Here is a 23,223-nt window from a genome sequence, read left to right as displayed (position 1 = left end):
ACATGTTCCATGTTGAATCGGGCGGAACGCTCGGGTCAGCCGAGTGAAGACCTTGCAACCCTGCCTGTCGGTGTCCGTTCTTCTCCAGAAAAAGGATAAAAGATATCGGATCACCGCGAAGCGATGTTGCGTGCGATTCGGGCCTGCGCTAGTCTGCTCGTGCTAGAAGATGAGCATTCTCAGGGTTGGCGCCCTGTGTTTTGCGCGGGCCTTCCGGGTGGTTTCCATTCGGGAGGCCTATCCTTTTCCGACACTGCTCCTCTGTTGTTGTCGTTGCATTCCCTCAGTCCTTCTTCTTGGACTGACTGAGAAATTCTTCATGCAGGCGCGAGAAGACGTCATCCGCATTTGCATGCAGCCACGCCACGAAATCCCTGTGTTGCGCCGTTGGCCGGAAGCCCAATGCCCCTTTGGTAAGGGCGACCTCTCCCAGAGCAGACCCATCTTGCGCCATCAGCGTGAAGGGCGTTGTGCCCCTCGGTTGGCGTTTCTCCTTAGGGGTATCCGGCCTTGGAAGAGCTTTCACCCAGGCCGCAAATCGCTCGTCCGAGCTGCAACCTTCAGGGAAGGGGGCAGGGTGGACGGAAAGAACGTCGATCTTCTTCTCAAGCACCAAAACGGCGAGTTCGTACCAGCGTTTCCATCCGATTGAGGGCGCCGCACCGATGCGTTCCAGCACTTGTCTCGGAAATGCCTCGCGCACCTTGCGCATGTGCGACGTATGGCTGCGGTTCACGTTTAGCGCGTCTTGAACCACGCGCGCATCGTAGCCCGCCTCCTCCAGATCGCCTGCAAACAAGGCCTTCTCGATGAAAGACGGGTCCTTGCGAAGGTTGTTTTCCTGGCCTTGCGCCAGGACGGCCTCTTCGTCGGAAAGGGTGCGGATCAGGGCTTTGACCGGCGTTCCTAGGCCACGGATTGCGGCAAGCCTGCGCCGCCCGTATACCACCTGATACCGACCGCTCAGTTTCGGGTGCGGCCGCAACAGGATCGGAACCTGCTGGCCGTGGTTGGAAATGCTTTCGCGCAGGTCGGCAATGTCGTCGTCTAGCGCTCCGATGCGATCCTTTAACCCGGTGTCTTCAATCAGCTCAGGATCGATGTCCTGCACTGATCGAGACCCGACACTGCGCAGATCGTTGCGGATGGCTGCGATCGGCCCAGCACTTTGAAATACTTCTGGCATCTTGGTGGCCGGGCGGGGCAGGGGTGCCTTGGCATCGTCTTCCGACCGAGAGGCAGGAGTGATGCCTTCGAACATGTTCTTCCTGGCCATATCAGCCGCGCCCCCATGCTCTGTGGATGTCTTGTTCCAGCTCCCGCGCGACAGCGTTGATCGATTCCATCGCGCGGTCATAAGTGTTGCGGTTCATGCTGCCGCGACCGACCTCGAACAACGTCTGATGTGTAAGGCCTGCGTCCGAGACGGCTGTGGACTTCAGAAACGTCTCGGTCATCACGCGTTTGCCAAAGTTGGCGCGTAGCAGTCCGGCAACCTGCGCTTGCGGCCCGTCCGAAGGTTCGAAGCGAGAGACCAGGTAGCGGAGAAAGTCGTACTCCAACGTCATTCCTGCGTCCCTGATCGTATCGAGCAAGGATGAGGTCATGGTCAGAAACTGGGCCAAGGATGCCACGTCGATAAAGTTCGGCACCACTGGAATGATGATAGAAGACGAGGCCACAAGAGCCGAGAGCGTCAAGAACCCAAGCTGTGGAGGGCAATCGATGAACACCAGATCATAGTTGGCTTCAACCGAGAGGATTGCTTCGCGAAGCCGCAGGTAAAAGGGTGGTTCGGAGCCACGTCGAAGGGCGTAGGGGGTCTCGGTCTCATACTCCGACAGGATCAGGCCACCGGCGGCTATGTCCAGGCCGTGGAAGTAGGTTTTCCGCACCACCTCGCTCATCGGCACAGGGTTCTCATACCGGATGGCATCATAGATCGTGCCTTGATGCGTGAAGTCGATTTCAGGCCGCAAACCGGTCATCGACGAAAGCGAGGCCTGCGGGTCCATGTCGATCACCAGCACCCGGTAGCCGTGCAGGGCATACCATTGGCTGAGATATGCCGCGGTCGTCGTCTTCGCTGACCCGCCCTTGAACGACACGCAAGAGATTATCTGCAGCGGCTCTGATCCGACCCGCCCGCGCAGATAAAGCGAAGGGTCGCGGGTGGTTCGCGCCAGAGCCAAACGGATCTGCGCAAGGTCGTCGGCTGAGTACAGTTTCCTTCCACGCTCATCGAGCGGGACGTCGGGGATCTTGTCCTCCGCGTGGAGTTTGCGCAGGTGACCAGGCGCGAGCCCGAGAAATTCCGCCGCTTCTGTCGATGAAAAGTTTCTCAAGTACTTCCGGGCGTCAGGCGCAAAATTGCGCTCCAGATGCATCCGGATCGACTCATGCAGTGTGGATGCGTCGCTCTGGAGCTCTGCAAAAACACGCTCTTCGGTCATACTGCCCTCATCAAGATCGTGGTGCGGTTTACCCACACTCACTGTGCTCCTTGGAGCCACGTTTTCTTTGTAGCGCAGAAAACCGAAATTCTCGCGATTTTCCGCTACGACAATGAATGCGTCATGTCTGACAGTGGTGCAAGAAAATTCTACAGCTCGTAGCTGATGCTGACGGATGAGCGGGCACGTCGTCAGCCTTACTGACCGTCATGACATTGAAAAACATGAACTTCTACCAGCTCAGGCAGAGTTCACGCTTGCTACATGTTGTAGTGCTGTCGCCAGTACTGCCTTCTAAGGATGAGCGCACTTTCGAATCGTCAAGGCAACAGCCCCAGCTTCTCCGCCCGTTCCAGCAGCATCTTCACCGAAGAAGGCTGCCAGCTTGTCCGCCCGCGAGGCGTGCGCTCGCGCATTGCTTCCAGTCGGGTGCAGATCGCCTGAAGCGTGATGTCGGGGTCCGCTCCCTTAATGGCGGCGACGATGGCGGGCAGGCGGTCGTCGGTTTCGCGGCGGCCGGCGCGGTCCAGTACCGTCGGCGGTAGGAAGCCGTCCCGAACATAGGCGTTGACCGCGCGCAGAAGCCGACTTTGCGTCCATTGGCGTTCGCGGGGCAAGGGGCCGTTGACGATGCGTACTACGTCTTCCCAAGCCATGTCGGGCCGCAGGCGGCGCACGTGCGGCACCCAGTCCTGCGCCGTCTCGTTCAGCCGTTCCATATAGCCGTCCTGTCGCGCCAGCCTCACCTTGCGCAGTGCGGCGGGATCGCGGGCGCGCAGACCCGGGTTGCCGCCGACGCGCCCCTTGCTGCGCGCCGAGGCCAGCCCCGCCTTAGTGCGTTCGCGGATTAGAGCGCGCTCGAACTCCGCCGCGGCGCCCAGGACTTGCAGGGTGAACTTGCCCTGCGGTGAGGACGTGTCGATCGGATCGGTCAGCGAGCGGAAGAAAGCGCCTTTGGCCTCAAGCCGCTCGATTACCTCCAGCAGGTGCGAGAGGGACCGTGCCAACCGGTCGATGCGCACCACCACCAGCGTGTCGCCCTTGCCGATCCGCTCCAGCACCCGCGCCAGCACGGGCCGAGCACGGTTCCCGCCCGAGGCCTGCTCCTCATGGATCTCGACGCAGCCTGCGGATTTCAGGGCCTGCGACTGGGGCAGGGGGGTCTGATCCTCGGTCGAGACGCGGGCGTAGCCGATCAGGGGCATCAAAACGGGTCGTTTGCAGTTTCATATGCCATCAATAAACGACCGTTTGGCCAAGCAGGGCGGGGAGGAAGACGGTTGCTTGATGGCAAAGATTGCCATATCCTGCCCACAAAGGAGACGGCCATGGGCACCATGAACATCTCGCTGCCGGATCCGATGAAGAGCTGGGTCGAAGATCAAGCCAGATCCGGCAGATATGCGAATTCCAGCGACTATGTCCGTGACCTGATCCGCCGCGATCGGGCGCGCCTGGAGGCCGTTGCCGAGATCCAGTCCGCCGTCGATGTAGGCCTGGCCAGCGGACCGGCAAGTCCGCTCGATCGCGAGGCCTTCAAGTCCCGAATGCGGGCCGGGCATGCCGGGAAATAGCGGCTGGACCATCCGGCCCGCGGCGGAAGCCGATCTCGTGGACATCTGGCTCAAGGGCGCCACGACCTGGGGCGTAGACCAGGCGGAGCGCTATGCGGACGGGCCGTTCGCGCTCTTCGACTTGCTGGCCGAGTTTCCGGAAATGGCCCGAGAACGTGAGGAGTTCACACCTCCGGTGCGAATTCACCCAAGCGGCGCGCACCTGGTCGTCTTTCGGTGGAAAGGGCAGGGGGTCGAGATCATCCGCATCCTGCACGCGCATCAGAACCTGATGGCCTATCTGAACGACGGCTGACCGGTCACAGCCCGGCCGCCTTGGTCAGGTTGACCCGGAACCGATCCCGTCGGCGCTGGTAGCGCCGGGTCATCTCGGCCGAGGCATGGCCGAGCTGCTTCTGCACGTAGCGCTCGTCGACCTCGGCACTGCTCGCGAGACCCTGGATTAGGACGAGGGGGCAACGTCAAGCGCAGCGTCGCCTGGATGGGGGCGCGTGGGCTAGCCCGTTAGGTGACAAGCAAGGGCGATACCCGATGTGACGACCCGTCACAGGAGACGGTCGATGGCTCATCACTCGTCCGGTCTGAGCACGGTGGTCTTGTTTCTCTCAAGCATAACAAATTCGGGTTTGGGCATCCTCTGCCTATGGAAGCCTAGACAGGACCTGCATTATGCATAAGAAGCAAAGTCGAGAAAAACGAGCGCTATTCCATGGACCTAAACCAGATCCGATACTACCTCAACCTTGCTCAGGCGTTGAATTTTACCGAAGCCGCGCGACAAAGCGGGGTTTCACAGCCGAGTTTGACACGCGCGATCCAGCGGCTTGAGGAAGAGCTGGGTGGACCCCTGTTGTATCGGGATGGGAAGGATACGCGGCTGACGGCTCTGGGGCGCGACGTGCAGTTGGAGTTCATGCGCATTCAAGCCAGCCTGGATGCTATCTCGGAGATTGTCGACACATCTGTCGTGGGAAAGCGAAGGCGACTGGCTATCGGGATTGCAACCACGATCGCGCCTGCGGCCATGGCGAGCTTTTGGCGCCACGTCCTGGCACAATTGCCCATGGTCGAACTGCAGCTCCTTCCGATGCTGGCCGGCGAAACCGATGCCGAGGTTCTGTCTGGACGCTACGACATGTGCTTGCTGACCGATCCACCGGGGCCAAATGTGAAACTGGCGGTAGTTCCGCTTTATCGCGAGTACCTTCGTCTGGCATTGGCAACGACGCATCCGCTGGCGCGGAAATCCGTAGTCGCCCCGGCCGAAATTTCGGGGGAACCTTACCTGGACCGCTTGCACTGCGAGTTCCGGTCGCTGTTGATCAAGCACTTCATGGACCGCCACATCGTCATGCGGCCGAGGCTTCAGTCCGAACGTGAGGATTGGGTACAGCAGTTGGTCGCCAGTGGCGCCGGAGTTTGTGCGTTGCCGGAACGTTCGGTCATCGTCGAAGGCATTGTGGTGCGGCCGATCGAGGGTTTGGACCTGTCGCGCGAAGTGTCGCTTGTGGCGGTCTCAGGATCGGGCAATCCGCGCGAGGTGCGGCAGATATTGACCATGGCGGAGAAGTATCGCTGGAACGGTTGACGGATCAAGCCACCGGCCGCGAGATTTGCTGAACAATATAGGGTGGCACATCCTTCGGGAGCGGCAATGGATCCTTGCGAGCAAGCTTCAGCAGCGACGCCGCGTTTTCGACAACGTAATGTTGCATATACGAGCGGCTTAGGCGCGGCGCGTCGGGCTCTTCCGGGCGGCACATGACCGTGAGGCCGGAAAAGGCGTTAACGCCCACGTTCAGGTCGGGCGAAAAGTAACTGAGGGTGACAAGATCCAGCGGCGAGCTGTGAATGAACAGCCCGACGAAGCCGCCTTTCTGGTTCAGGACCACGCCGCGAAACTCTCGTTCGGCCGAAGATTCGCGCTGGCCGATCAGCCTTGTCAGCACGCGGTGGTCATACCCCCGGATTACCTTGCAGTTGTTAAGCGTCTTGAACAGAAGAGGTTTGTAACTGACCCGCCCGCCCAGCGTCGGGGACCAGCGGTAGAATTCGTAAAGCCCGTCTGGAATGGAGGCGTCGGGCGCGATGATGGACGGCGCGGGATTCATGAAGCTGAGCGCTTCGATCAGCGGGCCGAAGGCCTTTGCCGATTTGTCCAACTTGGTTTCCCACCGGATATCCGCCAGTTGATCGATCGAGAAGTGGTCCGTGTAGATCCTGGCATCGACCCCGAAGAAATCGCAGATCCGCTTCAGCATACTGGGCTTCGGAAAGCTCTCGCCCGACAGGTACCTGCCGAATTGAACACGGCTGATGTCCAGCTCGCGCGCGGTGCCCGTAATGGTTCCGTATCTCTCGGTCAAGAGACGAAGATTCTTGCCAAAGGCAAGATTGGGGCTGGCTGCGGGCATGAATGTCAGTTTTACAGTATCAGAACTTCGAACCGGACACTCAGGAGATTCGACTATCCCGGTGCTAAAGTCAATCACGTCTGGGATGAGTCTCTTTCAATTCGATTCGCAAGCCGCTCCAATTCTGCCGATATGCACATTAAATGTGCAACGAGCGAGCCGGGCAGGTTGCCCGCCGCAGAATAGGCAAAGGTTTCGACCGTCAGCGCGGTGTCACGCAGGCACTGGGCGTCGTGCTTTTTGGTGGTTGGCGTGTCGCTTACCTGGGTGGTTCCTCTTGGAAGCAGCTCGATGTTCACTGACATGAGAGAGTCTCCTCGTTAACCTGCCCGCCCAGTTTGCCTGATCGAGGGTGATGGCGGGATCCTCAAATTCCGGGCGGCACGCAACAGTTCCGTTGCAGCGGTTGTGCCTCGATTGCGCCCCAGGCGATCCGCCTATGGAAACTATGCACAACGGGTATTTGCAGCAGCGCCGGGCTTGTCCCATATTCGGCTCATGAAGTTTTGAGAGGGGTGGGAAATGACGTATCAGAAGAATGCCGACGCGGTGAGCAAACTGACTCCCGAACAATATCGGGTAACACAGCAGAGCGGCACCGAACGCCCGTTCACCGGCGAGTACGACAAGCACTACGAGCCGGGCATCTATGTCGATGTCGTGTCCGGCGAGCCGCTTTTCGCATCGTCCGCGAAGTTCAACTCTGGCAGCGGTTGGCCGTCCTTTACCAAGCCGATCGACAACGTGACCGAGCATGTCGACGTCAGCCACGGTATGCGACGCGTTGAGGTCCGCTCGAAGCATGGCGACAGCCATCTGGGCCACGTCTTCCCCGATGGACCGCGCGACCAGGGCGGTATGCGATACTGCATCAATTCGGCCAGCCTGCGCTTTGTGCCGAAGGCCGAAATGGAAGCTCAGGGTTATGGGCAATATCTGAATCAGGTGGAGGACAAATGATGACCGAACGTGCTGTTCTTGCAGGTGGCTGCTTCTGGGGAATGCAGGACCTGATCCGCAAGCTGCCGGGTGTGATCGACACCCGCGTCGGCTACACCGGGGGCGATGTGAAATTTGCCACCTATCGCAACCATGGGACTCACGCCGAAGGGATCGAGATCCTCTTCGACCCTGCGAAGATTTCCTATCGCAAGCTGCTGGAATTCTTCTTCCAGATTCACGACCCGACCACCCTGAACCGCCAGGGCAATGACCGTGGGACGTCCTATCGCTCGGGCATCTACTATACGACCGACGAACAAAAGAAGGTGGCCGAAGACACGATCCTTGATGTTGATGCTTCGGGTCTGTGGCCGGGCAGGGTGAAAACCGAGCTGCAGCCGGCAGGCGATTTCTGGGAAGCCGAGCCGGAGCATCAGGACTATCTCGAGCGTTTCCCGAATGGCTACACCTGTCATTTCGTGCGTCCGAATTGGGTCCTGCCCAAGCGCGCGGCCGCCGAATAGGACATGGGCGCCCCGCGCCACCATGCGATTGTCGGTGACGGTGCAATTGGCGCGGCCTTTCTGGAGGCCGCCCGACTGGCGCAGGGAGACCGGCTGACCCTGATCGGGCCGAACGTTGGACGGTTTGGGGCCGGGCGGTTCTATGCGGGCCACGATTCCCGCCAGCCTTGGCGGCTGGCCTATTTGCTGGACCGTCCGAACGGCGAGATGGCAGACGGCTTTACCGACTGGCTGGCGGCAGAATGGCCCGTCCTTCTTCCTGAGATCGCAGCCGCGCAACCACTTCACCTCCGGCGCTGGTCGGAGGCGCTGTCTGAAGGGGCATTTGGCGACTTCGCAGCGCCCCGTGCGATCTATGGCCGCTATCTGGCCCGACGTAGCAGTGAAAAGTTGGCGAAGCTTGTCGAGGGCGGAGTGCAGGTGCGGCTGATTACGGGGCTGGCCACCGACCTGTCGCGGGCGGGTGATCTTTTCCGGATCACGCTCGCCAGTGGTGAGGTGATCGAGGCGGACCGGGTGGACGTGGCCACCGGCGGCTCGGCAAACCAGCGCTTTGGCGCGGATGCGGGGCCCACGGCGTTCACGACGCTTTACGGCAATGAAGAGGCCATTGCGAGGGTCCTGCAGCCGGGGTGGGAGGTGACCTGCCTCGGTGCCTCGACCGAAGTACTGGACGTGATGCACTTTCTCCGCTCGGCTTGGCCGAACCAGGAACTGCGTCTGCGGGTTTTGCGTGATCGCGCGACACCCGAGCTTGACAGCGACCCGGAATACCTCCGTCTTCGTGAGGTAGGGCGGATCGTGGAGGAAATAGGCCGCCCGACTTGGGTCTATGCCGAAGCTGCTGGAAACGTGCGGGTGCGGATTACCGGGAAAGAGTGCAGGAGCCAGGAAAGAACGGTGCCCGTGGCGATCAATACCGCGGGGCCCGGAGACCAGCTTTTGGTGGAATTGCTGGTCAGCGGGATGATTGCGAAAGGCTGGCTGAAGCTGAATGCCGCAGAAAATCGCATCGATGTTGGTGCGGGGTTTGCAACCGAGATCGACGGGGTTCGCTATGCATCGGACGCGGTATCCATTCTGAAAAGACGACGGGGCGGGGCGGCGGCGCAACGCGTCGAGGATCTTGTGGGATCATCCGAAGGTGGTCCCATCGAAACAACCTAAGGCCCTTTGGGGCAGAAAAGGAAAAACAATGGTTTTCGGTGGATTACATGATAAGGCCCGCGAGCTGCGGGTGAACGACTGGATCGACGGGGACGGCAAGCCAATGGCTAAGCCTGTGCGTTTGTCCGATCTAGGGTCGGGCTACAAAGTGATCTTCTGCTTCCAGGATTGGTGCCCTGGCTGCCATTCTCGCGGCTTTCCGACCCTCAAATTCCTTCACGAGACGCTGAAGGACAAGGGCGTCGGCTTCGCCGTCATCCAGACCGTGTTCGAGGGCTCTGAAGTGAATACCTTTGACAAACTGCGGCTCAATCAGGAGCGCTACGGCCTGGCCATTCCCTTCGGCCAAGATCTGCCGCCCGCGGGTGAACGCTATCCGACTTTCATGGAGGATTACCGTTCCGGTGGCACGCCCTGGTTCACCATCATCGATCCCGAAGGCAATGTGGTCTTTGCCGATTTCCGCCTTGATGCCCGGCGCTTCCTTGCCGCGCTTGGTGCGGATGACGCCGACCTGAGTGTTGCCTGACCCCTGTCAAATCAGACCAATCCGCTGGAGTTTTCATGCGCGATCTGCCCAACATTGCCTTTGACAACAGCTATGCCCGCGATCTGGAAGGCTTCTATGTGCCATGGGCGGGCTCGAGGGCTCCGGCGCCCGAGGTCCTTCGGTTGAACGCGGGCCTTGCGGCCGAGCTTGGTCTGGATGGCCCGTCCTTGGCCTCGGGGCCAGGGGCGGCCATGCTCAGCGGGGGCACGGCACCTGAAGGCGCCGTGCCCCTGTCCATGGCCTATGCCGGGCACCAGTTCGGCGGCTTCTCGCCGCAACTGGGCGATGGGCGGGCGCTGCTTCTGGGCGAGGTGATCGACCGCCTGGGCAAGCGGCGCGACATCCATCTGAAAGGTTCGGGCCGCACGCCTTTCTCGCGCGGGGGCGACGGCAAGGCTGTGCTAAGACCGGTGCTGCGCGAATATCTGTTCGGCGAGGCGATGCATGCGTTGGGCATTCCCACCACGCGCGCGCTTGCCGCAACGCTGACCGGTGAAGAAGTGGTTCGCCAGGACGGGCCCGAACAGGGTGCCGTCCTGGCGCGGGTCGCCGCCTCGCACCTGCGGGTTGGCACATTCCAGTTCTTCGCCGCCCGCGGCGATGTCGAAAAGGTTCGCCAGCTGGCTGATTACGCAATCAATCGCCACTTCCCCAAAGTCGCTGACCGCGACGACAAGTATCTGGAATTGTTCCGCCGGGTGCGCGATTCACAGGCCGCACTCGTTGCCCAATGGGTGCTTGTGGGCTTTGTCCATGGTGTGATGAACACCGACAACACGACAATTTCCGGCGAAACCATCGATTACGGCCCTTGCGCCTTCATCGACAGCTATGATCCCAAGGCTGTGTTCAGCTCGATCGACCAGCACGGTCGATATTCCTTCGGCAACCAGCCTCCGATCATGCTGTGGAACCTTTCGCGCTTTGCCGAGACGCTGGTCGATCTGGTCAACCCCGCCGACAGCGACGACGCGGTTCGTCAACTGACCAATGAAATCAATGCCTTCCCGTCCCACTACCAGGCGCTCTGGCTGAAGGGGATGCGGGCCAAGCTGGGCCTTTTCAAGGAATTGCCAGGCGATCTGGATCTGGCCAATGATCTTCTTGCGGCGGCCGAAGGGCAGGGCGTCGATTACACGGGCCTGTTCCGGGCGCTGGGCGTCTTCGTGCGCGGCAACGTGATGCCGGTACGGGCGCTGTTTGCCGATCCCGGGATTTTTGATGGCTGGATGGAACGCTACCTGCGACGGATGCGCGACGAGACCATCCCCGATACGACACGGGCTGCGGCGATGGACCGGGTGAACCCGATCTATATCCCGCGCAACCATCTGGTTGATGCGGCATTGTCGGCGGCGGCAGCGGGCGACATGGAGCCCTTCGACCGGCTACTCGCCCTTGTCTCCGCGCCGTTCAGCGAACAGGCGGATGCCGAGGACTATGCGCTTCCGGCACCCGAAAGCTTTGGCAAGTTCACCACCTATTGCGGCACCTGAAGCCCGTCCGTCTCTGTGGGCCCATGAAATCCAGAAAGAGGAAGAAAGACGATGAAGATCGGTGCCAAGGATGCCGTCGCGGCACTGAGCGATTTGTCGGAAATGGGGTTCACCCATGATTTTCGCATACAAGACGGCAAGCTTGTGGATGTCAGCACCGGACTACCGGTCGATCCCGCGACCGTCACGGTCGTGACCAAGCTGCGGTTCGAGACCGAAGTTGGGTCGGGTGATGCGTCGAACATCTATGCCCTTGATGTCGACAACGGCCTGTCGCGCGGGTTTCTGGTCGATGCGCTGGACCTTGAGGGCGAGGGCGCGCCGCAGGCTCTGATCGACAGGTTGCGTACGGGCGAAGTTGCCACCAAAGCCGAAGGCTCAGAGGCGGATGATGTGCGGTATGGCGTACGCAAGGTCCGCAAGTCTGAATTCAACGCCGATCCGACCCGATATGTCCTGCGGATTGGATACCCGGATTTCCCCCCGTGCCCCTTCGGCCAGGGGTTTACCATGCTGGGCTACGACACAGCCGCCGAGCAATATGTCTGGCTGGTGACCAAAGTGCTCAAGGATGACCGGCTGCAGCGCGTTCCCTACCGCGGTTCCGATCCGGAATGAGCACGAATTCGAGCTACGGCAGGAATAACCGGGAGCGGAACGTGAATGCAGGAATTTGACAGTATCATCATCGGTTCGGGGCAGGCGGCGCCTTCCCTGGCAGTGGGCCTTGCACGACGCGGAGATAGGGTTGCCCTTATTGAAGGCGACCGCCTTGGGGGAACTTGCGTGAACACCGGCTGCACGCCGACCAAGACCCTCCGCAAATCGGCGCGCGTCGCCCATCTGGCGCGACGGGCTGCGGATTTTGCTGTCACAACTGGGCAGATCGAGGTTGACTTTCCAGCCGCTATGGAGCGGATGCGGGCGCGTTCGGACGCCGCCCGAGAGGGCTTGACCTGTTGGCTTGAGGGTACCGAAGGTATCTCGCTCGTCCACGGCTGGGGCCGCTTTGATGGGCGTGAGGACGATGGCCGCTTCCGAGTGATGGTCGGTGATCAAGTCTTGCTGGCGCGCCAGGTCTATCTGAACACCGGCACAAGGCCCTTCCTGCCCCCTGTTGAGGGGATCGATACCGTCAATCCTTTGGACAATGCGGGGTTGCTCGCCCTTACAGAGCGCCCCGACCACCTGATCGTGGTGGGCGGTTCCTATATCGGGCTGGAATTTGGGCAGATTTTCCGGCGTCTGGGGTCTCAGGTCACCATCCTGCACCGCGCTGACCGTCTGGCAGAGCGCGAAGATGCCGAAGTGTCCGGTATCATCGCCGACATCATGCGCGACGAGGGGATCGATCTGCGCTTGAATGCCACCCTCGCTTCAGTTGGCAAATCCATGCGCGGTGTTCTGGTGACGCTCGGGGATGGCAGCGAGGTTTCCGGCAGCCATATCCTGTTTGCCACCGGCCGGGTGCCGAATACCGATGGGTTGAACCTCGCCTCGGTCGGACTAAGCGTTGACAAGCGCGGCTATATTGCTACCGATGCGCAGCTGAAGACCGAGGTACCGGGTATCTGGGCCTTGGGCGACATTAACCGCCGCGGGGCCTTTACCCATACCTCCTATCACGATCATGAAATCGTGCTGGCGCACCGCGATGGCCTGACAGACCTGCACCAGTGGCAAGGCGCGGATGCCCGCGTCACAACCTATGCCATGTTCACCGATCCGCCGCTTGGCCGGGTCGGGTTGACCCGGGCCGAGGCGCAGACGCTGGTGGCCAAGGGGCAACGCATCTTGATTTCGGACATGCCGATGGAACGCGTGAGCCGGGCCAAGGAAGAGGGAGAGACGATCGGCCTGATCCGGCTGATCGTCGACGCCGAAAGCGAACGGTTCCTGGGTGCCACCGTCTTCGGTTTTGCGGGTGATGAAATTATCTCTACGCTGACGAACTACATGGCCACGGGCGCGAGCTATCGGATCATGCAGCAGGCCCTGCCGGTTCATCCCACGGTGGCGGAATTCTTGCCGACGATCCTGGCCGGATTGAAGCCGCTGGAGGCTGTGGATGGCTGACATCACCCTTTTCGGCGAGGTGCGCTGCCACAAGACGCGCTTCTATCAGGCGGCCCTGGAAGAGCGCGGGCTGGACTACGAACTGGCAGAGGTGGACAAGGACGCAGATGCCGCAAGGCGTCTGGCCAGCCTGGCAGGCTGCGCTGACAAGTTTCCCACCTTACAGATCAGGGGCCGCAAGTTGCGTAACCCGGCTTTGCCGGAACTTGACAAGGAACTGGCGCGCGCCGGGCTTTATGACCCGGGACTGGTGCATGACGAACGCGGTCAGCGCTTTGTGCGCCATATGGCGCCCAGCGATGCCTTTGTCAGCTATCACTGGCAGGGTGACCGCATGGTCATGGGCCATATTGAAACCGACCCGTCGCTGCGCGGCACCGGAACGGGAACGCGTTTTGCGACCGAGGTCTTCGAGGCGGTGCAGGACCGCCCGCATGAAATCCGGCTGACCTGTCCCTTCCTGCGGAAAGTGGCTGCCACCCGACCCGAGTGGCGGCGCAAGTTTGGATTGGGAGCATGAAATGGCAGTAACCTTCGAAAACACCCGTTTCGATCCTGACTTGATCGAATTTCACGGTATCGCCCAGCAGATGGCGGCCTCGGTGGGGTATACCGCCGACATGTCGATTGACGCGGGCCTGGCCCAGCTCCTGCGGCTTCGGGTCGCGCAACTGAACCCCTGTTCCTATTGCCTGATCCTGCACACCAGGGCGGCGCAGGACCGGGGTATCGACGTGGAAAAGATCGCGCATCTTCCCGCCTGGCGCGAAAGCACCATGTTCACCGCTGCCGAGCGCAGCGCACTGGCCTATGCCGAGGCGCTGACCGCCTATGATCTGGCCGCCTTCCCATCGCGGCACGCGGCGCTGACGGGGCATTTCGACCAGACAGCAATTGCCGAAATCGCCGCTGTCGTTATCAACATGAACGTCTGGACCCGGCTGAAACTGGCCCAGGGTGCCGTTCCGGTCGAGGTGTAGAGAATGCTGGAAAATGCAGGTTTCGGCGGTGGCTGTCACTGGTGCACCGAGGCGGTGTTCCGATCGCTGCGGGGGGTGACAGAGGTCGCACAGGGCTTCATTGCCGCCGATCCGCCGCATCAGGCCTATTCCGAAGCGGTCAGCGTCACCTGGGACCCCGATCTGATCGGTTTCGACGACCTGATCGCGGTGCATCTGGCGACCCACGCCAGCATGTCGCAGCATAAAATGCGCGGAAAATACCGCAGCGCGGTCTATGTGAAAGATGACGCCAGCGCCGAACAAGCGCGCCGCATCATCGCGGAACTGGCCAGGGAGACCGGCAGTGCCTTTGTGACGGCCGTGCTGCCCTTTCGCGCCTTCAAGGCCTCTGATAAACGGTTTCAGAACTATTATGACCGCAATCGGGAAGGCCCGTTCTGCAACGCCTATATCGAACCGAAGCTGGCCTTGCTGCGGCAACGTTTTGCAGGGCTGCGCCGGGAGGTAGGCAACGTTGTTTGAAATGCTGGCTGTTATTGCCGCCTGTGCGGTCTATTCGCTGTTTTCGAAGCGCCTTTCGCGAACAGTGCTGACCTTGCCGTTGCTTTTCACCGGACTTGGGCTTTTGCTCAGCGTCCCGCTGCATGCAGCCTTGCCACCCGAAGCAGTCCATGAAGGCAAGGTCCTGTTGGCAGAGGTGACCCTTATTCTGGTGCTTTTTGCGGATGCCAGCCATGTTCGTGTCCGCAGGTTGCGGATGAATTGGGCCCTGCCAGCCCGGATGCTGATGGTGGGCATGCCCCTGACAATCGCATTGGGAACGGCGGTTGCCTTTGGGCTGAACCCGGGGACCAGCTTTGCGATGGCGCTCTTAACGGCGGCTGTCCTGACGCCGACCGATGCCGCCTTGGTGCAGGCCGTCGTGACAAACCCGGATGTTCCAGAACATCTGGGCCGGACGATCAACGTGGAAAGCGGCCTGAATGACGGCTTGGCGCTGCCCTTCGTGTTGCTGGGTGCCACACTTGCCTCGATGATGGTCGGGCACGAGCCGGTGTCCGGGACAAACCTCGCGCTTGAAGCTCTGGCCGAAGTGGCCTTCGGCGTGCTGGCCGGCGTTGCCACCGGCTGGGCTGCGGCAAGGGCGATGGACTGGGCGCAGACCCGCGATCTGATGCAGGTCTCCGCCGGGGCGGTGTTCTTCCTGTTGACAGCCTTCGCGGCTTATGCCGCGGCATTGCTGATGGGAGGCAACGGGTTCATCGCAGCCTTCGTGGCGGGAATGACCTTCGGCAATGTCTATCGCCACGATATCCACTTTGTCTCCGAATTCATGGAAGGCGCCGGCCAGCTACTGACCATGGCGGCATTCTTGGTCTTCGGGGCCTTCCTGTTGCCGGACGGGCTGGCGCATGCGGGCATTGCGACGGTTGTTCTGGCGGTGTTGTTCCTGACGGTCGTGCGGATCCTTCCGATCGTGGTCTCGCTTGTCGGGACAGGGCTGCCGATGCCAGAGAAGCTGTTTCTTGGCTGGTTCGGCCCCCGCGGGCTGGCCTCGATCCTGTTCACCCTATTGACGATGGATGCTTTTGAATTTCCCAATGAGCCGGAACTTCTGGCCTGCGTGTCGCTGACCGTCGGGCTTTCGATCCTGCTGCACGGCATCACTGCAAACCCCTTGGCCCGGCGTATCGGGCGGACCCACCAACCTATTCAGAAAGGACAGTAGGAATGGCAATGCACGTCGAGGTTTTCCGGCACCGCGTCGATCCGGATTTCCAGGGTGAGTTCGATGATCTTTATGCGCGAATGGTGACCGTTGTCCGGGGGCTGAAAGGCTATATCAGCCACAAGGTGTTCATCGCCGAAGATGGCGAAAGGGTGCTGATCGGCTATTTTGAAAGCTTCGAGGCGATCGAGGAATGGGATGTCCATCCCGAACACAAATACGCCAAGGAACGCGGCAAGGCCGATGTCTTTACCGAATACGATGTGATCGTGGCCGAGGTCGTGGAACACCACAGCAAGCCGCCCAAGGTGGCTGCGTGATCATCGGGGCGGGGTCACAGCCATTTGCGCCACCTGAACAGCGCCAGCAAACCAACGCTCAAGCCAAGGCAGATGGCGGTCAGAATCCAGAAGCCCTGCGGACTGTCTTCCAGCGGCAGGCCCATCAGATTCACCCCGAACATGCCCGTCACGAACCCAAGCGGCAGAAAGATCGTTGCGGCGGCGGCGAACACATAGGACGAGCGGTTCAGCCGCCTGTCCTGGATGCGGCTGACCTGATCGTTCAGGATCGCGATCTGATCGCGCAGGCTTTGCAAGGTCTCAAGCAGGCGCAAAAGCCGGTTCAACCCATCGTCCAGACGCGCGCGGCCGCGATCGTCCAGCACCGGGTGGCGCAGGGTCGACAGCGTTTCAAGGACCGGGCGTTGCGGCCCCAGATGGCGCAGGAAACCGCTGATGCGGGTTTCGGTGTCGGCCATGTTCCGGCAGGCAAATTCCAGTTCGAGATTGCCGATCAGTTGCGCAATCTGCGCGGTGTCGTCCTCGATCATCTCGACCTGGGCCTCGACCTCGTCGAGATGCTCTTCCACCAGATCGCCCAGGAAATCGCCGGACGTCACCGGCCCCTCGCCCTTTGCCAGACGCGCGGCAATTTCAAGGATCGGGTCGACATCGGCCTCGCGCGTGCTGATGACACGGTCGGGCGTCAGCCAGAGCCGCATCGAGATCATGTCCTCGGGGCGCGCCATCTCTTCGCCGCGCAGATGCATGGCCTTCAGAAGCACCATGATCCCCTCATCGCGCACCCTGAGACGCGAACGTGTGTCCTCTTCCATCAGCGCATCGACGATCAGATCGTCCAGCGCCACCTCGTCCATCAGATAGGTCGAGGTCTCTTTGTGGCGGATGCACATGTGCAGCCACTCGCCGCCACCCTTCAATGGCAAGAGGTGCAGAAAGCCGGGCGATTTGCGGGCGGTATCCATATGTGTTCAGTGCTCCCGGGTTGCGATCGGGCCGCCAAAGGCCGAGGCAAAGGCGGCATGGGCCTCAAGTGGGCCGCAGAGGATGGCGTTGTGCCCCTTACCGGCCAAATCGCTCCAACTGGGGCGGACAAGACCATCGGCATTGCGCCGCGCGAGCGGGATCAGCGCAGCGGCGGCACCCCAGTCCGAAGGGTCGGCGGGGGGCTGCCGGACCAACTTATGTTCGGCGATCATGGCATTCTCACCCAACCGATGAAGTACAAGGAACGGCAACTTGCCCGCGCCCGCACGCGACAGCCAGCGCGAGGCCAAGCTGCAGATCAGCCGTTCTGCCCAAGGCGTCAGCAGCACATAACGCAGATAGATGATGACGGCGGCGACGGCGACCGCGTCCAACTGCCCGAGCAACCCTGTCATCGAAGTGCTGACACCAAAGGCGCCTACGACCATCGTTGCGATCAGGGAACCAAGCCCGATGCTGCCGGTAATCATAAGAGTAACCAGAACATGGCGTCGTTCAAGGGTTTGCAGCAGGAGTTCGGATTCGCTTGTGGTGAAACCCGCACCCGTCTGCGCGGATACTGCCTGAAGCCTCACCACATGCCGCGGGATGCCGCTGTGTTCCAGTGCGAGCCCCGCGATGCGCACGATAGTGGTCGTGACCGTGAACAGGATCACAATTGACAAAGCAGCGCCCATATCTCGTCACTCCCCCATGCCCGCCGCACTTTCCGGTGGCGACGGCAGTCCAGACCGATCCCAGACTGAAAGCCAAACTAAAGGAATGAAAATGATCGACAAGTCCCACCTCCGCACTACGATGCTGGCCCTAACCGGAGCTGAACTGACCCAGGCCCACAAGACCTATGAACGTTTCCTTGCCTCCGCGCGGCTGGATCGGTCGGAGCCTATCGAAAACGACGAACAGGCCCAGGCCGAAACCGCCGCCGATCTGGCCGAGGCCTTCGACGATCGCGAACACGAGGCCCAGGCCAAGATAGCCGCGCTGCAGGCGTTGGATCTTGGCCCGAAGGACGAAGTCGCCCCCGGCGCCGCGGTGCGCATAGGTGATCGTTATCTGGTGATCGGCGTTTCCACCGCGGAATTCAGCTGCCAGGGCAAGCAGTTTGTCGGCATCTCACAGGCCGCGCCGATCTATGCGGCGCTCGAGGGCAAGCGGGCGGGCGAGACCTGCGAATTCCGCGGCCGAAAACTGCGAATCGACGAGGTGCTTTGAGCCGGGGCCGCGACAATGACCGAATATCTCAAGGACGGGCGTCCGCGTCTGCCACCCAATCAGGTGGTGACGCGCAAGTTTCCGGTGATGACGGCAGGCACCCCCGTCACGGCCGGCAAGGACAGCTGGTCGCTGACGCTCGATGGTGAAGTTGCCCGACCGCTTACGCTGGATTGGCAGGGTCTGACGGCCCTGGCGCAGCAAGAGTTCACAGTGGATATCCATTGCGTGACCCGCTGGTCGAAGCTCGATACTCGCTGGCGGGGCGTATCGGTCCAGACCTTGGTCAATCTGGTCGGGCCGGCGCCGGAAGCGGCTTATGTTCAGGCCCGTGCGGACGGGAACTACACCTCGAACCTGCGGCTCGCCGATCTTCTGGGTGACAAGGCTTTTATTGCTACCGAGTATGACGGCAAGCCCTTGACCGAGGACCATGGCGGCCCCGCGCGGCTTGTGGTCCCCGGCCTTTACTTCTGGAAAAGCGCGAAATGGCTTCGCGGGCTCCACTTCAGCCAGTTCGATTACAAGGGCTATTGGGAAAAGCTTGGCTACCACAATTACGGCGATCCCTGGAAGGAGCAGCGGTACCGGGGATGACATCGCACGAGCCCGAAATCGCCGGCCGGATCCGCGCCTGCCGCCTTTGCGCAGCGGATTTCGCCCTGACCGCGACGCGGCATGAGCCGCGCCCGGTGGTGTGGTTCCGCACCGGCGCGCGGATCCTCATCGTCGGGCAGGCGCCGGGCCTCAGGGTTCATGAATCCGGCGTGCCCTTCGATGACCGGTCCGGCGACCGGCTGCGTGACTGGCTGGGCATGACGCGCGATGAATTTTATGACCGCGACCGCGTGGCAATGGTCCCCATGGCCTTCTGCTTTCCCGGCTATGACGCCAAGGGCAGTGACCTGCCGCCGCAGCCGCGCTGCGCACCTGCCTGGCGCGCCGCGACGCTTGCCACCCTAAGCCGGGTCGCCCTGACGATCGTCATCGGCGGCTATGCCCAGGGGTGGCACCTGGGTGAGGCGGCGCGCAAGGCCGGCGTTACCGCGACCGTCGCGGACTGGCGTCGGAGCGCGCCCGCCATCTTTCCGCTACCCCATCCTTCCTGGCGCAACAATGCCTTCCTGCGCCGGAACCCCTGGTTCGAGGCAGAGCTTTTGCCCGAACTGCGGTCGCGGGTGCGCGCCGTAATGAATCATTCACCCTGACTTTCGGAGGAAATCATGGTCAAGGCAGTCTGGAACGGAAAAGTGATCGCTGAAAGCGATGACACGGTCGTGGTCGAAGGAAATCACTACTTCCCGCTGGAAAGCGTAAAACCCGAATATCTGGTGACCAGCGAGCACCGCAGCGTGTGTCCCTGGAAGGGTACCGCCTCTTACTACACGCTGAACGTGGCTGGCCAGACGAATGCCGATGCCGCCTGGTTCTACCCATCCCCCAAGGCTGCCGCGGCCGAGATCAAGGGCCGTGTCGCCTTTTGGCGAGGCGTGCAGGTTGGTTGAACGCCGCTCGCCCTGTCTTGCCTTGACGGTTCGATGATAAAAGGAGAGCGAAATGGAACTGGGTTTTGTCGGACTCGGCCGCATGGGCGGAAATATGGTGCGTCGTTTGTCCAGGGGCGGGCACCATTGTCATGTCTTCGCCAATACCGCTGAAACTCGCGAGGCACTTGCGGCCGAAACCGGCGCAGCGCCATGGCCAGACCTGCCTGCGCTGGTTGCCGCTCTACCCCGACCACGGGTGATCTGGGTAATGGTCCCGGCCGGTGTGGCCACCGGGCAGGTTCTGGAGGAACTGGCCGGCTTGTGCGACCCGGGCGACGTGATCGTGGACGGCGGCAATAGCCATTTCAAGGAAAGTGTGGCCCGTGCTGGCATGTTGGCTGAACGCGGCATGCTGATGGCAGACTGTGGCACCAGTGGCGGGGTCTTTGGGCTGACCCGCGGCTATTCGCTCATGCTGGGCGGAACGGATGAGGCCATTTCCCGGATCGAGCCCGCCCTGGACACGCTTGCGCCTGGGATCGACGCTGCCGAACGCACTCCGGCGCGCGCAGGGGGCCCCATCGCTCCGGGCGAGCAGGGCTGGCTGCATTGCGGCAAGTCGGGGTCCGGCCATTATGTCAAGATGATCCATAACGGCATCGAATACGGCATGATGCAGGCGATGGCCGAAGGTTTTGCGCTGTTCGCCTCGGCCAGGAACGAGGTGGTTGCCGAAGATTATCGCTATGACCTTGATCTTGCCGCGATTGCGGAGGTCTGGCGGCGTGGCAGTGTGGTCAGTTCCTGGCTTCTGGACCTTGGGGCTGATGCGCTGGCAGCAAATCCGTCGCTGGATCTATATTCGGCGGAAGTTGCCGAAAGCGGTGAGGGGCGCTGGACCGTCGAGGCCGCTATTGATCAGCGCACCTCGGCGCAGGTTCTGGCGGCAGCACTTTTCGCACGCTTTGCATCACGCGACGCCGATCAACTGGGCAACCGCTTTCTGTCGGCCTTGCGTAACAAGTTCGGCGGCCACCCCAGCCTGTCAACCAAGGGCTGACAGTGGCCGGCAAAGGTGAACTGGCAGGTGGCGGATTTATTCCGCCACCGCCTTGTCCAAACCGCCCATCCGCGTCCATTCGGCGCGGAAATTCCCGCGATAGGTCGATGCCGGGGACAGCGCGGTCAGGTCTGGCCTGGCCAGCCATGCGGCCTGGCGGGGGCTGAGGAAGCGTTCGGGGCGGTCCCGATAGGGGATGGCCAGATTGATCCGCGTCCGTTGCGCCCTGCTGAGCGGCAGATGCGCAAAGCGCGATTTGCTGATATAGTATTGCGGTGCCTTGTCGGTGAGGAAACCCGTGGGTTCGCCTACCTCAAAGCCCTCGGTTTCAGCGAATTTGGCCAAGGCCACAATGTCTACCTTTGCGGGATCATAATCAATGCGGACCACTTCTTCGTCGCCGATCCAGCCAGCCTCGGTCGTCAGCACCGCCGGATGCTGGGCCAGCGAGGTTTCGCCCGACCAAAAGCATGGCGTCTCGATATTTGCGCTGCGCGCCAGACCGTAATCCGCCAGAAGATCGTCGCGCAGCAGGCGCAGATATTCCGGAACCCCCCGCCCCATTGCCTCAAGCGCCGCGACGATCTTGCTGTGAACCGCCAAGGGATCATAGCGGTTGGCCAGCTTGGGGATCAGCGGCGACCCGTCGGGCCTGAGGAAATGGATCACCGGATTGTTCCAGGACGGCTCGCGGAAACGGGCCAGGATTTCAGCATCCCGACCGGGTTTGTTGTTGTGGATGGCCAGCGGGACGAAGTTCTCTTCGATCGCTTCGGCCAAGAGCGGATTGCTCAGTACATCCTGGCCGAAATTCACGCAGGTCGAACAGCCCGGTATCTCCTGAAACAGGAGCAGGACGGGAAGATCCTTCTTTGCGGCAAGTGAGTGAGCCACATCGAAGTCACGCTGCCAGAGGATTTCGCCAAGTTCGCGGTGTTCAAGAAAGGATGTGTGTGACATGCCTTTAATATGGAGCGCGGGTGGGAAATTGCCAGCCCTTTCCGGTCGCCTAGCTTAGGTTTGCAGCATTGACTGCGCGTGTCATTGACGGTCTATCTTTGCGGTATCAAACGGAAGGAGAGGTAGCTTGAAGAATATGCGTGAGGCGCTGATAGAAGCGTTCGAAAAGGCCTCTGAAGCCCATGCAATGGCCTTCATCCAGGTCGACGGCGAAGACCCTGACTGGGCGCTTTGGTATGCAGGCTTTCTTCAGCAACCCCTGAGCGGGATCCTCGGCCGCAATCTGTCCAGAGCCGAGATTGTAACCTGCCTCATCTCTGTCGAGGAAGAGCGTCTCGCACGGTTCGGCAAGACCCATCCCTGGCCACCGATGTACGCCGACCACTTCATCGAGCGGCTGAGCTTGCCTGACCCCCTGAACGAAACTGGTCTCGCACTTTATTACTATCCTCAATGTCCTTTCTGCCAGCGTGTCCTGCATGCGATCAGGGAGACTGGGGCGAAAGTCGAATTGCGCCATGTCTGGGATAATCCTGACTACTATGAAGAGCTGTTGGAGGCGCGCGGGCGCGCCACCGTTCCAGTGCTGAGGATCACAAGCAAGGGGAAGGATCGCTGGATGCCGGAGTCCGCAGACATCGTTCGGTATTTGCGCGAACGCGTTGCCGCCCGGTGACTGCGATCAACACCAAACCCGCTACCAAGGAGCAAGCGTGACAATTCCCCTCGCAAGACGCCGGAGCGGCCGGTTCATCGGCAGTCTAGCAGCCCCTGTCTATGTCGACCTGTTTCTCGATACCCAGTGCCCCTATTCGGCGAAAACGTGGCCGATAGTCCGTCAGGTCGCCGAGCACTATGGCGCTGCGAATATCTGCTTTGCGGTCAACATGATGGTACTGTCCAATCATCGTCAGTCATGGGACGTGACGCTCGGTCTGTTCAGCCTGGCGGGGGACGATGACGAAAGGTTCATGAGCCTGCTCGATTTCTTCTATACCCGACAGGAACGCTACTTCAACGGGGCCTTCGCCGACAGGACGCATAACGATCTTAAGGCATTGGTGGCAGACTTCGGGCACGAGTTCGACGGAACATCAAGGGAACGGATTGCCGAACTTATGGCCGACAATGCCGTCATTGCGACCGCGAAGCAGCCTGGACGCTATGCGGCGTTGCGCGGCGTCTGGAGCACACCGACGATCTTCATCAATGACAGCGAGCGCGGCGATCTTGGCAGTGCGTCCGCACTCGATAACTGGCGAGCGATCATCGACCCGCTTCTCTAAGCCGCGCTGACTGGCCAAAATATCGAGGAAAGGATGGGA

At 61.1% G+C, this 23,223-nt stretch carries 30 protein-coding genes and 1 pseudogene; 22 read left to right on the top strand and 9 right to left on the bottom strand.

Annotated features, from left to right (window positions below; all coding sequences use genetic code 11):
• Window positions 1-283: 283 nt before the first annotated feature.
• The 3 genes from repB to TabM4_RS20910 all read right to left on the bottom strand — a co-directional run bounded on the left by repB (window position 284) and on the right by TabM4_RS20910 (window position 3,658).
• The gene (repB, locus tag TabM4_RS20920) at window positions 284-1,261 is read right to left on the bottom strand and encodes a plasmid partitioning protein RepB (protein ID WP_434622780.1); all 978 of its coding nucleotides are present in this window, start codon (window positions 1,259-1,261) and stop codon (window positions 284-286) included.
• 16 nt (window positions 1,262-1,277) lie between these two features.
• Window positions 1,278-2,453 (bottom strand): plasmid partitioning protein RepA, encoded by a 1,176-nt coding sequence (gene repA / locus TabM4_RS20915; protein ID WP_434622778.1) that lies wholly within the window; start codon window positions 2,451-2,453, stop codon window positions 1,278-1,280.
• A gap of 320 nt (window positions 2,454-2,773) precedes the next feature.
• Entirely contained in the window at window positions 2,774-3,658 is an 885-nt protein-coding gene (locus TabM4_RS20910; RefSeq protein WP_434622822.1) for a recombinase family protein, read from the bottom strand.
• A gap of 123 nt (window positions 3,659-3,781) precedes the next feature.
• Between TabM4_RS20910 and TabM4_RS20905 the strand changes: the two genes are divergently transcribed.
• Both TabM4_RS20905 and TabM4_RS20900 read left to right on the top strand, forming a co-directional pair.
• Window positions 3,782-4,027: a type II toxin-antitoxin system ParD family antitoxin gene (locus TabM4_RS20905; protein ID WP_434622776.1), complete on the top strand. Its 246-nt coding sequence runs from the start codon at window positions 3,782-3,784 to the stop codon at window positions 4,025-4,027.
• Window positions 4,014-4,322 (top strand): type II toxin-antitoxin system RelE/ParE family toxin, encoded by a 309-nt coding sequence (locus TabM4_RS20900; RefSeq protein ID WP_434622774.1) that lies wholly within the window; start codon window positions 4,014-4,016, stop codon window positions 4,320-4,322. Before TabM4_RS20905 ends, TabM4_RS20900 begins: the two co-directional genes overlap by 14 nt.
• 4 nt (window positions 4,323-4,326) lie before the next feature.
• Here TabM4_RS20900 and TabM4_RS20895 read toward each other — a convergent pair.
• Window positions 4,327-4,464: pseudogene (locus TabM4_RS20895) on the bottom strand (integrase); the annotation flags it as partial.
• Window positions 4,465-4,736: 272 nt separating this feature from the next.
• On the opposite strand from TabM4_RS20895, the gene TabM4_RS20890 reads away from it, so the two are divergent.
• Entirely contained in the window at window positions 4,737-5,615 is an 879-nt protein-coding gene (locus TabM4_RS20890) for a LysR family transcriptional regulator (RefSeq protein ID WP_434622772.1), read from the top strand.
• Window positions 5,616-5,619: 4 nt separating this feature from the next.
• Here the strand turns inward: TabM4_RS20890 and TabM4_RS20885 are convergent, their stop codons facing one another.
• Together TabM4_RS20885 and TabM4_RS20880 are read right to left on the bottom strand one after the other, a co-directional pair.
• The gene (locus TabM4_RS20885) at window positions 5,620-6,441 is read right to left on the bottom strand and encodes a helix-turn-helix domain-containing protein (protein WP_434622769.1); all 822 of its coding nucleotides are present in this window, start codon (window positions 6,439-6,441) and stop codon (window positions 5,620-5,622) included.
• Window positions 6,442-6,515: 74 nt separating this feature from the next.
• Entirely contained in the window at window positions 6,516-6,746 is a 231-nt protein-coding gene (locus TabM4_RS20880) for a hypothetical protein (protein ID WP_434622767.1), read from the bottom strand.
• 217 nt (window positions 6,747-6,963) lie between these two features.
• Between TabM4_RS20880 and msrB the strand changes: the two genes are divergently transcribed.
• From msrB to TabM4_RS20820, 12 genes are read left to right on the top strand one after another with little or no spacing between them, the layout of a single operon-like run.
• Window positions 6,964-7,401, top strand: a complete 438-nt coding sequence (gene msrB, locus TabM4_RS20875) for a peptide-methionine (R)-S-oxide reductase MsrB (RefSeq protein WP_434622765.1) — start codon at window positions 6,964-6,966, stop codon at window positions 7,399-7,401.
• Complete coding sequence (gene msrA, locus TabM4_RS20870; RefSeq protein ID WP_434622820.1) at window positions 7,401-7,907, top strand: peptide-methionine (S)-S-oxide reductase MsrA; 507 nt, start codon at window positions 7,401-7,403, stop codon at window positions 7,905-7,907. Before msrB ends, msrA begins: the two co-directional genes overlap by 1 nt.
• A 3-nt stretch (window positions 7,908-7,910) precedes the next feature.
• On the top strand, window positions 7,911-9,074 hold the full coding sequence (locus TabM4_RS20865) for an FAD/NAD(P)-binding protein (RefSeq protein WP_434622763.1): 1,164 nt from the start codon (window positions 7,911-7,913) through the stop codon (window positions 9,072-9,074).
• 28 nt (window positions 9,075-9,102) lie between these two features.
• The gene (locus tag TabM4_RS20860) at window positions 9,103-9,603 is read left to right on the top strand and encodes a peroxiredoxin family protein (protein ID WP_434622761.1); all 501 of its coding nucleotides are present in this window, start codon (window positions 9,103-9,105) and stop codon (window positions 9,601-9,603) included.
• A gap of 35 nt (window positions 9,604-9,638) precedes the next feature.
• Entirely contained in the window at window positions 9,639-11,120 is a 1,482-nt protein-coding gene (locus TabM4_RS20855) for a protein adenylyltransferase SelO (RefSeq protein ID WP_434622759.1), read from the top strand.
• Window positions 11,121-11,171: 51 nt separating this feature from the next.
• Complete coding sequence (locus TabM4_RS20850; protein WP_434622757.1) at window positions 11,172-11,738, top strand: hypothetical protein; 567 nt, start codon at window positions 11,172-11,174, stop codon at window positions 11,736-11,738.
• Window positions 11,739-11,783: 45 nt separating this feature from the next.
• Window positions 11,784-13,196, top strand: a complete 1,413-nt coding sequence (locus tag TabM4_RS20845; RefSeq protein ID WP_434622755.1) for a mercuric reductase — start codon at window positions 11,784-11,786, stop codon at window positions 13,194-13,196.
• A complete protein-coding gene (locus TabM4_RS20840; protein WP_434622752.1) occupies window positions 13,189-13,716 on the top strand; it encodes an N-acetyltransferase in 528 nt (175 codons plus the stop codon). The genes TabM4_RS20845 and TabM4_RS20840 overlap by 8 nt, the downstream gene beginning before the upstream one ends.
• A 1-nt stretch (window position 13,717) precedes the next feature.
• The gene (locus tag TabM4_RS20835; RefSeq protein WP_434622750.1) at window positions 13,718-14,176 is read left to right on the top strand and encodes a carboxymuconolactone decarboxylase family protein; all 459 of its coding nucleotides are present in this window, start codon (window positions 13,718-13,720) and stop codon (window positions 14,174-14,176) included.
• A 3-nt stretch (window positions 14,177-14,179) separates the two neighbouring features.
• A complete protein-coding gene (locus TabM4_RS20830; RefSeq protein ID WP_434622747.1) occupies window positions 14,180-14,680 on the top strand; it encodes a peptide-methionine (S)-S-oxide reductase in 501 nt (166 codons plus the stop codon).
• 1 nt (window position 14,681) lies between these two features.
• A complete protein-coding gene (locus TabM4_RS20825) occupies window positions 14,682-15,887 on the top strand; it encodes a cation:proton antiporter (protein WP_434622818.1) in 1,206 nt (401 codons plus the stop codon).
• Between the two features lie 2 nt (window positions 15,888-15,889).
• Entirely contained in the window at window positions 15,890-16,207 is a 318-nt protein-coding gene (locus tag TabM4_RS20820; RefSeq protein WP_434622745.1) for an antibiotic biosynthesis monooxygenase family protein, read from the top strand.
• Window positions 16,208-16,221: 14 nt separating this feature from the next.
• Here the strand turns inward: TabM4_RS20820 and TabM4_RS20815 are convergent, their stop codons facing one another.
• Both TabM4_RS20815 and TabM4_RS20810 read right to left on the bottom strand, forming a co-directional pair.
• The gene (locus TabM4_RS20815) at window positions 16,222-17,154 is read right to left on the bottom strand and encodes a CorA family divalent cation transporter (RefSeq protein ID WP_434622743.1); all 933 of its coding nucleotides are present in this window, start codon (window positions 17,152-17,154) and stop codon (window positions 16,222-16,224) included.
• Between the two features lie 6 nt (window positions 17,155-17,160).
• Window positions 17,161-17,853 (bottom strand): hypothetical protein, encoded by a 693-nt coding sequence (locus TabM4_RS20810; RefSeq protein ID WP_374591548.1) that lies wholly within the window; start codon window positions 17,851-17,853, stop codon window positions 17,161-17,163.
• A gap of 91 nt (window positions 17,854-17,944) precedes the next feature.
• On the opposite strand from TabM4_RS20810, the gene TabM4_RS20805 reads away from it, so the two are divergent.
• From TabM4_RS20805 to gnd, 5 genes are read left to right on the top strand one after another with little or no spacing between them, the layout of a single operon-like run.
• Window positions 17,945-18,391: a hypothetical protein gene (locus TabM4_RS20805; RefSeq protein WP_374591546.1), complete on the top strand. Its 447-nt coding sequence runs from the start codon at window positions 17,945-17,947 to the stop codon at window positions 18,389-18,391.
• 15 nt (window positions 18,392-18,406) lie between these two features.
• Window positions 18,407-18,988 (top strand): sulfite oxidase-like oxidoreductase, encoded by a 582-nt coding sequence (locus tag TabM4_RS20800; RefSeq protein ID WP_434622741.1) that lies wholly within the window; start codon window positions 18,407-18,409, stop codon window positions 18,986-18,988.
• Window positions 18,985-19,599 carry a uracil-DNA glycosylase family protein gene (locus TabM4_RS20795; RefSeq protein ID WP_434622739.1) on the top strand — a complete coding sequence of 205 codons (615 nt, stop codon included), beginning with the start codon at window positions 18,985-18,987 and terminating at the stop codon, window positions 19,597-19,599. Before TabM4_RS20800 ends, TabM4_RS20795 begins: the two co-directional genes overlap by 4 nt.
• 15 nt (window positions 19,600-19,614) lie before the next feature.
• The gene (locus TabM4_RS20790) at window positions 19,615-19,896 is read left to right on the top strand and encodes a DUF427 domain-containing protein (RefSeq protein WP_434622737.1); all 282 of its coding nucleotides are present in this window, start codon (window positions 19,615-19,617) and stop codon (window positions 19,894-19,896) included.
• A gap of 52 nt (window positions 19,897-19,948) precedes the next feature.
• On the top strand, window positions 19,949-20,938 hold the full coding sequence (gene gnd, locus TabM4_RS20785; RefSeq protein ID WP_434622735.1) for a phosphogluconate dehydrogenase (NAD(+)-dependent, decarboxylating): 990 nt from the start codon (window positions 19,949-19,951) through the stop codon (window positions 20,936-20,938).
• 36 nt (window positions 20,939-20,974) lie between these two features.
• Here gnd and TabM4_RS20780 read toward each other — a convergent pair whose 3' ends face one another.
• The gene (locus tag TabM4_RS20780; RefSeq protein WP_434622733.1) at window positions 20,975-21,898 is read right to left on the bottom strand and encodes a VPGUxxT family thioredoxin-like (seleno)protein, type 2; all 924 of its coding nucleotides are present in this window, start codon (window positions 21,896-21,898) and stop codon (window positions 20,975-20,977) included.
• Window positions 21,899-22,034: 136 nt separating this feature from the next.
• On the opposite strand from TabM4_RS20780, the gene TabM4_RS20775 reads away from it, so the two are divergent.
• On the top strand, window positions 22,035-22,574 hold the full coding sequence (locus TabM4_RS20775) for a glutaredoxin family protein (protein ID WP_374591580.1): 540 nt from the start codon (window positions 22,035-22,037) through the stop codon (window positions 22,572-22,574).
• 37 nt (window positions 22,575-22,611) lie between these two features.
• A complete protein-coding gene (locus tag TabM4_RS20770; protein ID WP_374591534.1) occupies window positions 22,612-23,184 on the top strand; it encodes a DsbA family protein in 573 nt (190 codons plus the stop codon).
• Window positions 23,185-23,223 lie beyond the last annotated feature (39 nt).

Source organism: Tabrizicola sp. M-4 (assembly GCF_051132405.1).
Taxonomy (GTDB): Bacteria; Pseudomonadota; Alphaproteobacteria; order Rhodobacterales; family Rhodobacteraceae; genus Paragemmobacter.
This window is presented reverse-complemented; position numbering and strand designations above follow the sequence as displayed.

Coding starts and splice junctions, on each gene's coding strand:
- repB (WP_434622780.1), bottom strand. CDS start 1,261: ATGTTCGAAGGCATCACTCCTGCCTCTCGGTCGGAAGACGATGCCAAG.
- repA (WP_434622778.1), bottom strand. CDS start 2,453: ATGACCGAAGAGCGTGTTTTTGCAGAGCTCCAGAGCGACGCATCCACA.
- TabM4_RS20910 (WP_434622822.1), bottom strand. CDS start 3,658: ATGCCCCTGATCGGCTACGCCCGCGTCTCGACCGAGGATCAGACCCCC.
- TabM4_RS20905 (WP_434622776.1), top strand. CDS start 3,782: ATGGGCACCATGAACATCTCGCTGCCGGATCCGATGAAGAGCTGGGTC.
- TabM4_RS20900 (WP_434622774.1), top strand. CDS start 4,014: ATGCCGGGAAATAGCGGCTGGACCATCCGGCCCGCGGCGGAAGCCGAT.
- TabM4_RS20890 (WP_434622772.1), top strand. CDS start 4,737: ATGGACCTAAACCAGATCCGATACTACCTCAACCTTGCTCAGGCGTTG.
- TabM4_RS20885 (WP_434622769.1), bottom strand. CDS start 6,441: ATGCCCGCAGCCAGCCCCAATCTTGCCTTTGGCAAGAATCTTCGTCTC.
- TabM4_RS20880 (WP_434622767.1), bottom strand. CDS start 6,746: ATGTCAGTGAACATCGAGCTGCTTCCAAGAGGAACCACCCAGGTAAGC.
- msrB (WP_434622765.1), top strand. CDS start 6,964: ATGACGTATCAGAAGAATGCCGACGCGGTGAGCAAACTGACTCCCGAA.
- msrA (WP_434622820.1), top strand. CDS start 7,401: ATGACCGAACGTGCTGTTCTTGCAGGTGGCTGCTTCTGGGGAATGCAG.
- TabM4_RS20865 (WP_434622763.1), top strand. CDS start 7,911: ATGGGCGCCCCGCGCCACCATGCGATTGTCGGTGACGGTGCAATTGGC.
- TabM4_RS20860 (WP_434622761.1), top strand. CDS start 9,103: ATGGTTTTCGGTGGATTACATGATAAGGCCCGCGAGCTGCGGGTGAAC.
- TabM4_RS20855 (WP_434622759.1), top strand. CDS start 9,639: ATGCGCGATCTGCCCAACATTGCCTTTGACAACAGCTATGCCCGCGAT.
- TabM4_RS20850 (WP_434622757.1), top strand. CDS start 11,172: ATGAAGATCGGTGCCAAGGATGCCGTCGCGGCACTGAGCGATTTGTCG.
- TabM4_RS20845 (WP_434622755.1), top strand. CDS start 11,784: ATGCAGGAATTTGACAGTATCATCATCGGTTCGGGGCAGGCGGCGCCT.
- TabM4_RS20840 (WP_434622752.1), top strand. CDS start 13,189: ATGGCTGACATCACCCTTTTCGGCGAGGTGCGCTGCCACAAGACGCGC.
- TabM4_RS20835 (WP_434622750.1), top strand. CDS start 13,718: ATGGCAGTAACCTTCGAAAACACCCGTTTCGATCCTGACTTGATCGAA.
- TabM4_RS20830 (WP_434622747.1), top strand. CDS start 14,180: ATGCTGGAAAATGCAGGTTTCGGCGGTGGCTGTCACTGGTGCACCGAG.
- TabM4_RS20825 (WP_434622818.1), top strand. CDS start 14,682: ATGCTGGCTGTTATTGCCGCCTGTGCGGTCTATTCGCTGTTTTCGAAG.
- TabM4_RS20820 (WP_434622745.1), top strand. CDS start 15,890: ATGGCAATGCACGTCGAGGTTTTCCGGCACCGCGTCGATCCGGATTTC.
- TabM4_RS20815 (WP_434622743.1), bottom strand. CDS start 17,154: ATGGATACCGCCCGCAAATCGCCCGGCTTTCTGCACCTCTTGCCATTG.
- TabM4_RS20810 (WP_374591548.1), bottom strand. CDS start 17,853: ATGGGCGCTGCTTTGTCAATTGTGATCCTGTTCACGGTCACGACCACT.
- TabM4_RS20805 (WP_374591546.1), top strand. CDS start 17,945: ATGATCGACAAGTCCCACCTCCGCACTACGATGCTGGCCCTAACCGGA.
- TabM4_RS20800 (WP_434622741.1), top strand. CDS start 18,407: ATGACCGAATATCTCAAGGACGGGCGTCCGCGTCTGCCACCCAATCAG.
- TabM4_RS20795 (WP_434622739.1), top strand. CDS start 18,985: ATGACATCGCACGAGCCCGAAATCGCCGGCCGGATCCGCGCCTGCCGC.
- TabM4_RS20790 (WP_434622737.1), top strand. CDS start 19,615: ATGGTCAAGGCAGTCTGGAACGGAAAAGTGATCGCTGAAAGCGATGAC.
- gnd (WP_434622735.1), top strand. CDS start 19,949: ATGGAACTGGGTTTTGTCGGACTCGGCCGCATGGGCGGAAATATGGTG.
- TabM4_RS20780 (WP_434622733.1), bottom strand. CDS start 21,898: ATGTCACACACATCCTTTCTTGAACACCGCGAACTTGGCGAAATCCTC.
- TabM4_RS20775 (WP_374591580.1), top strand. CDS start 22,035: ATGCGTGAGGCGCTGATAGAAGCGTTCGAAAAGGCCTCTGAAGCCCAT.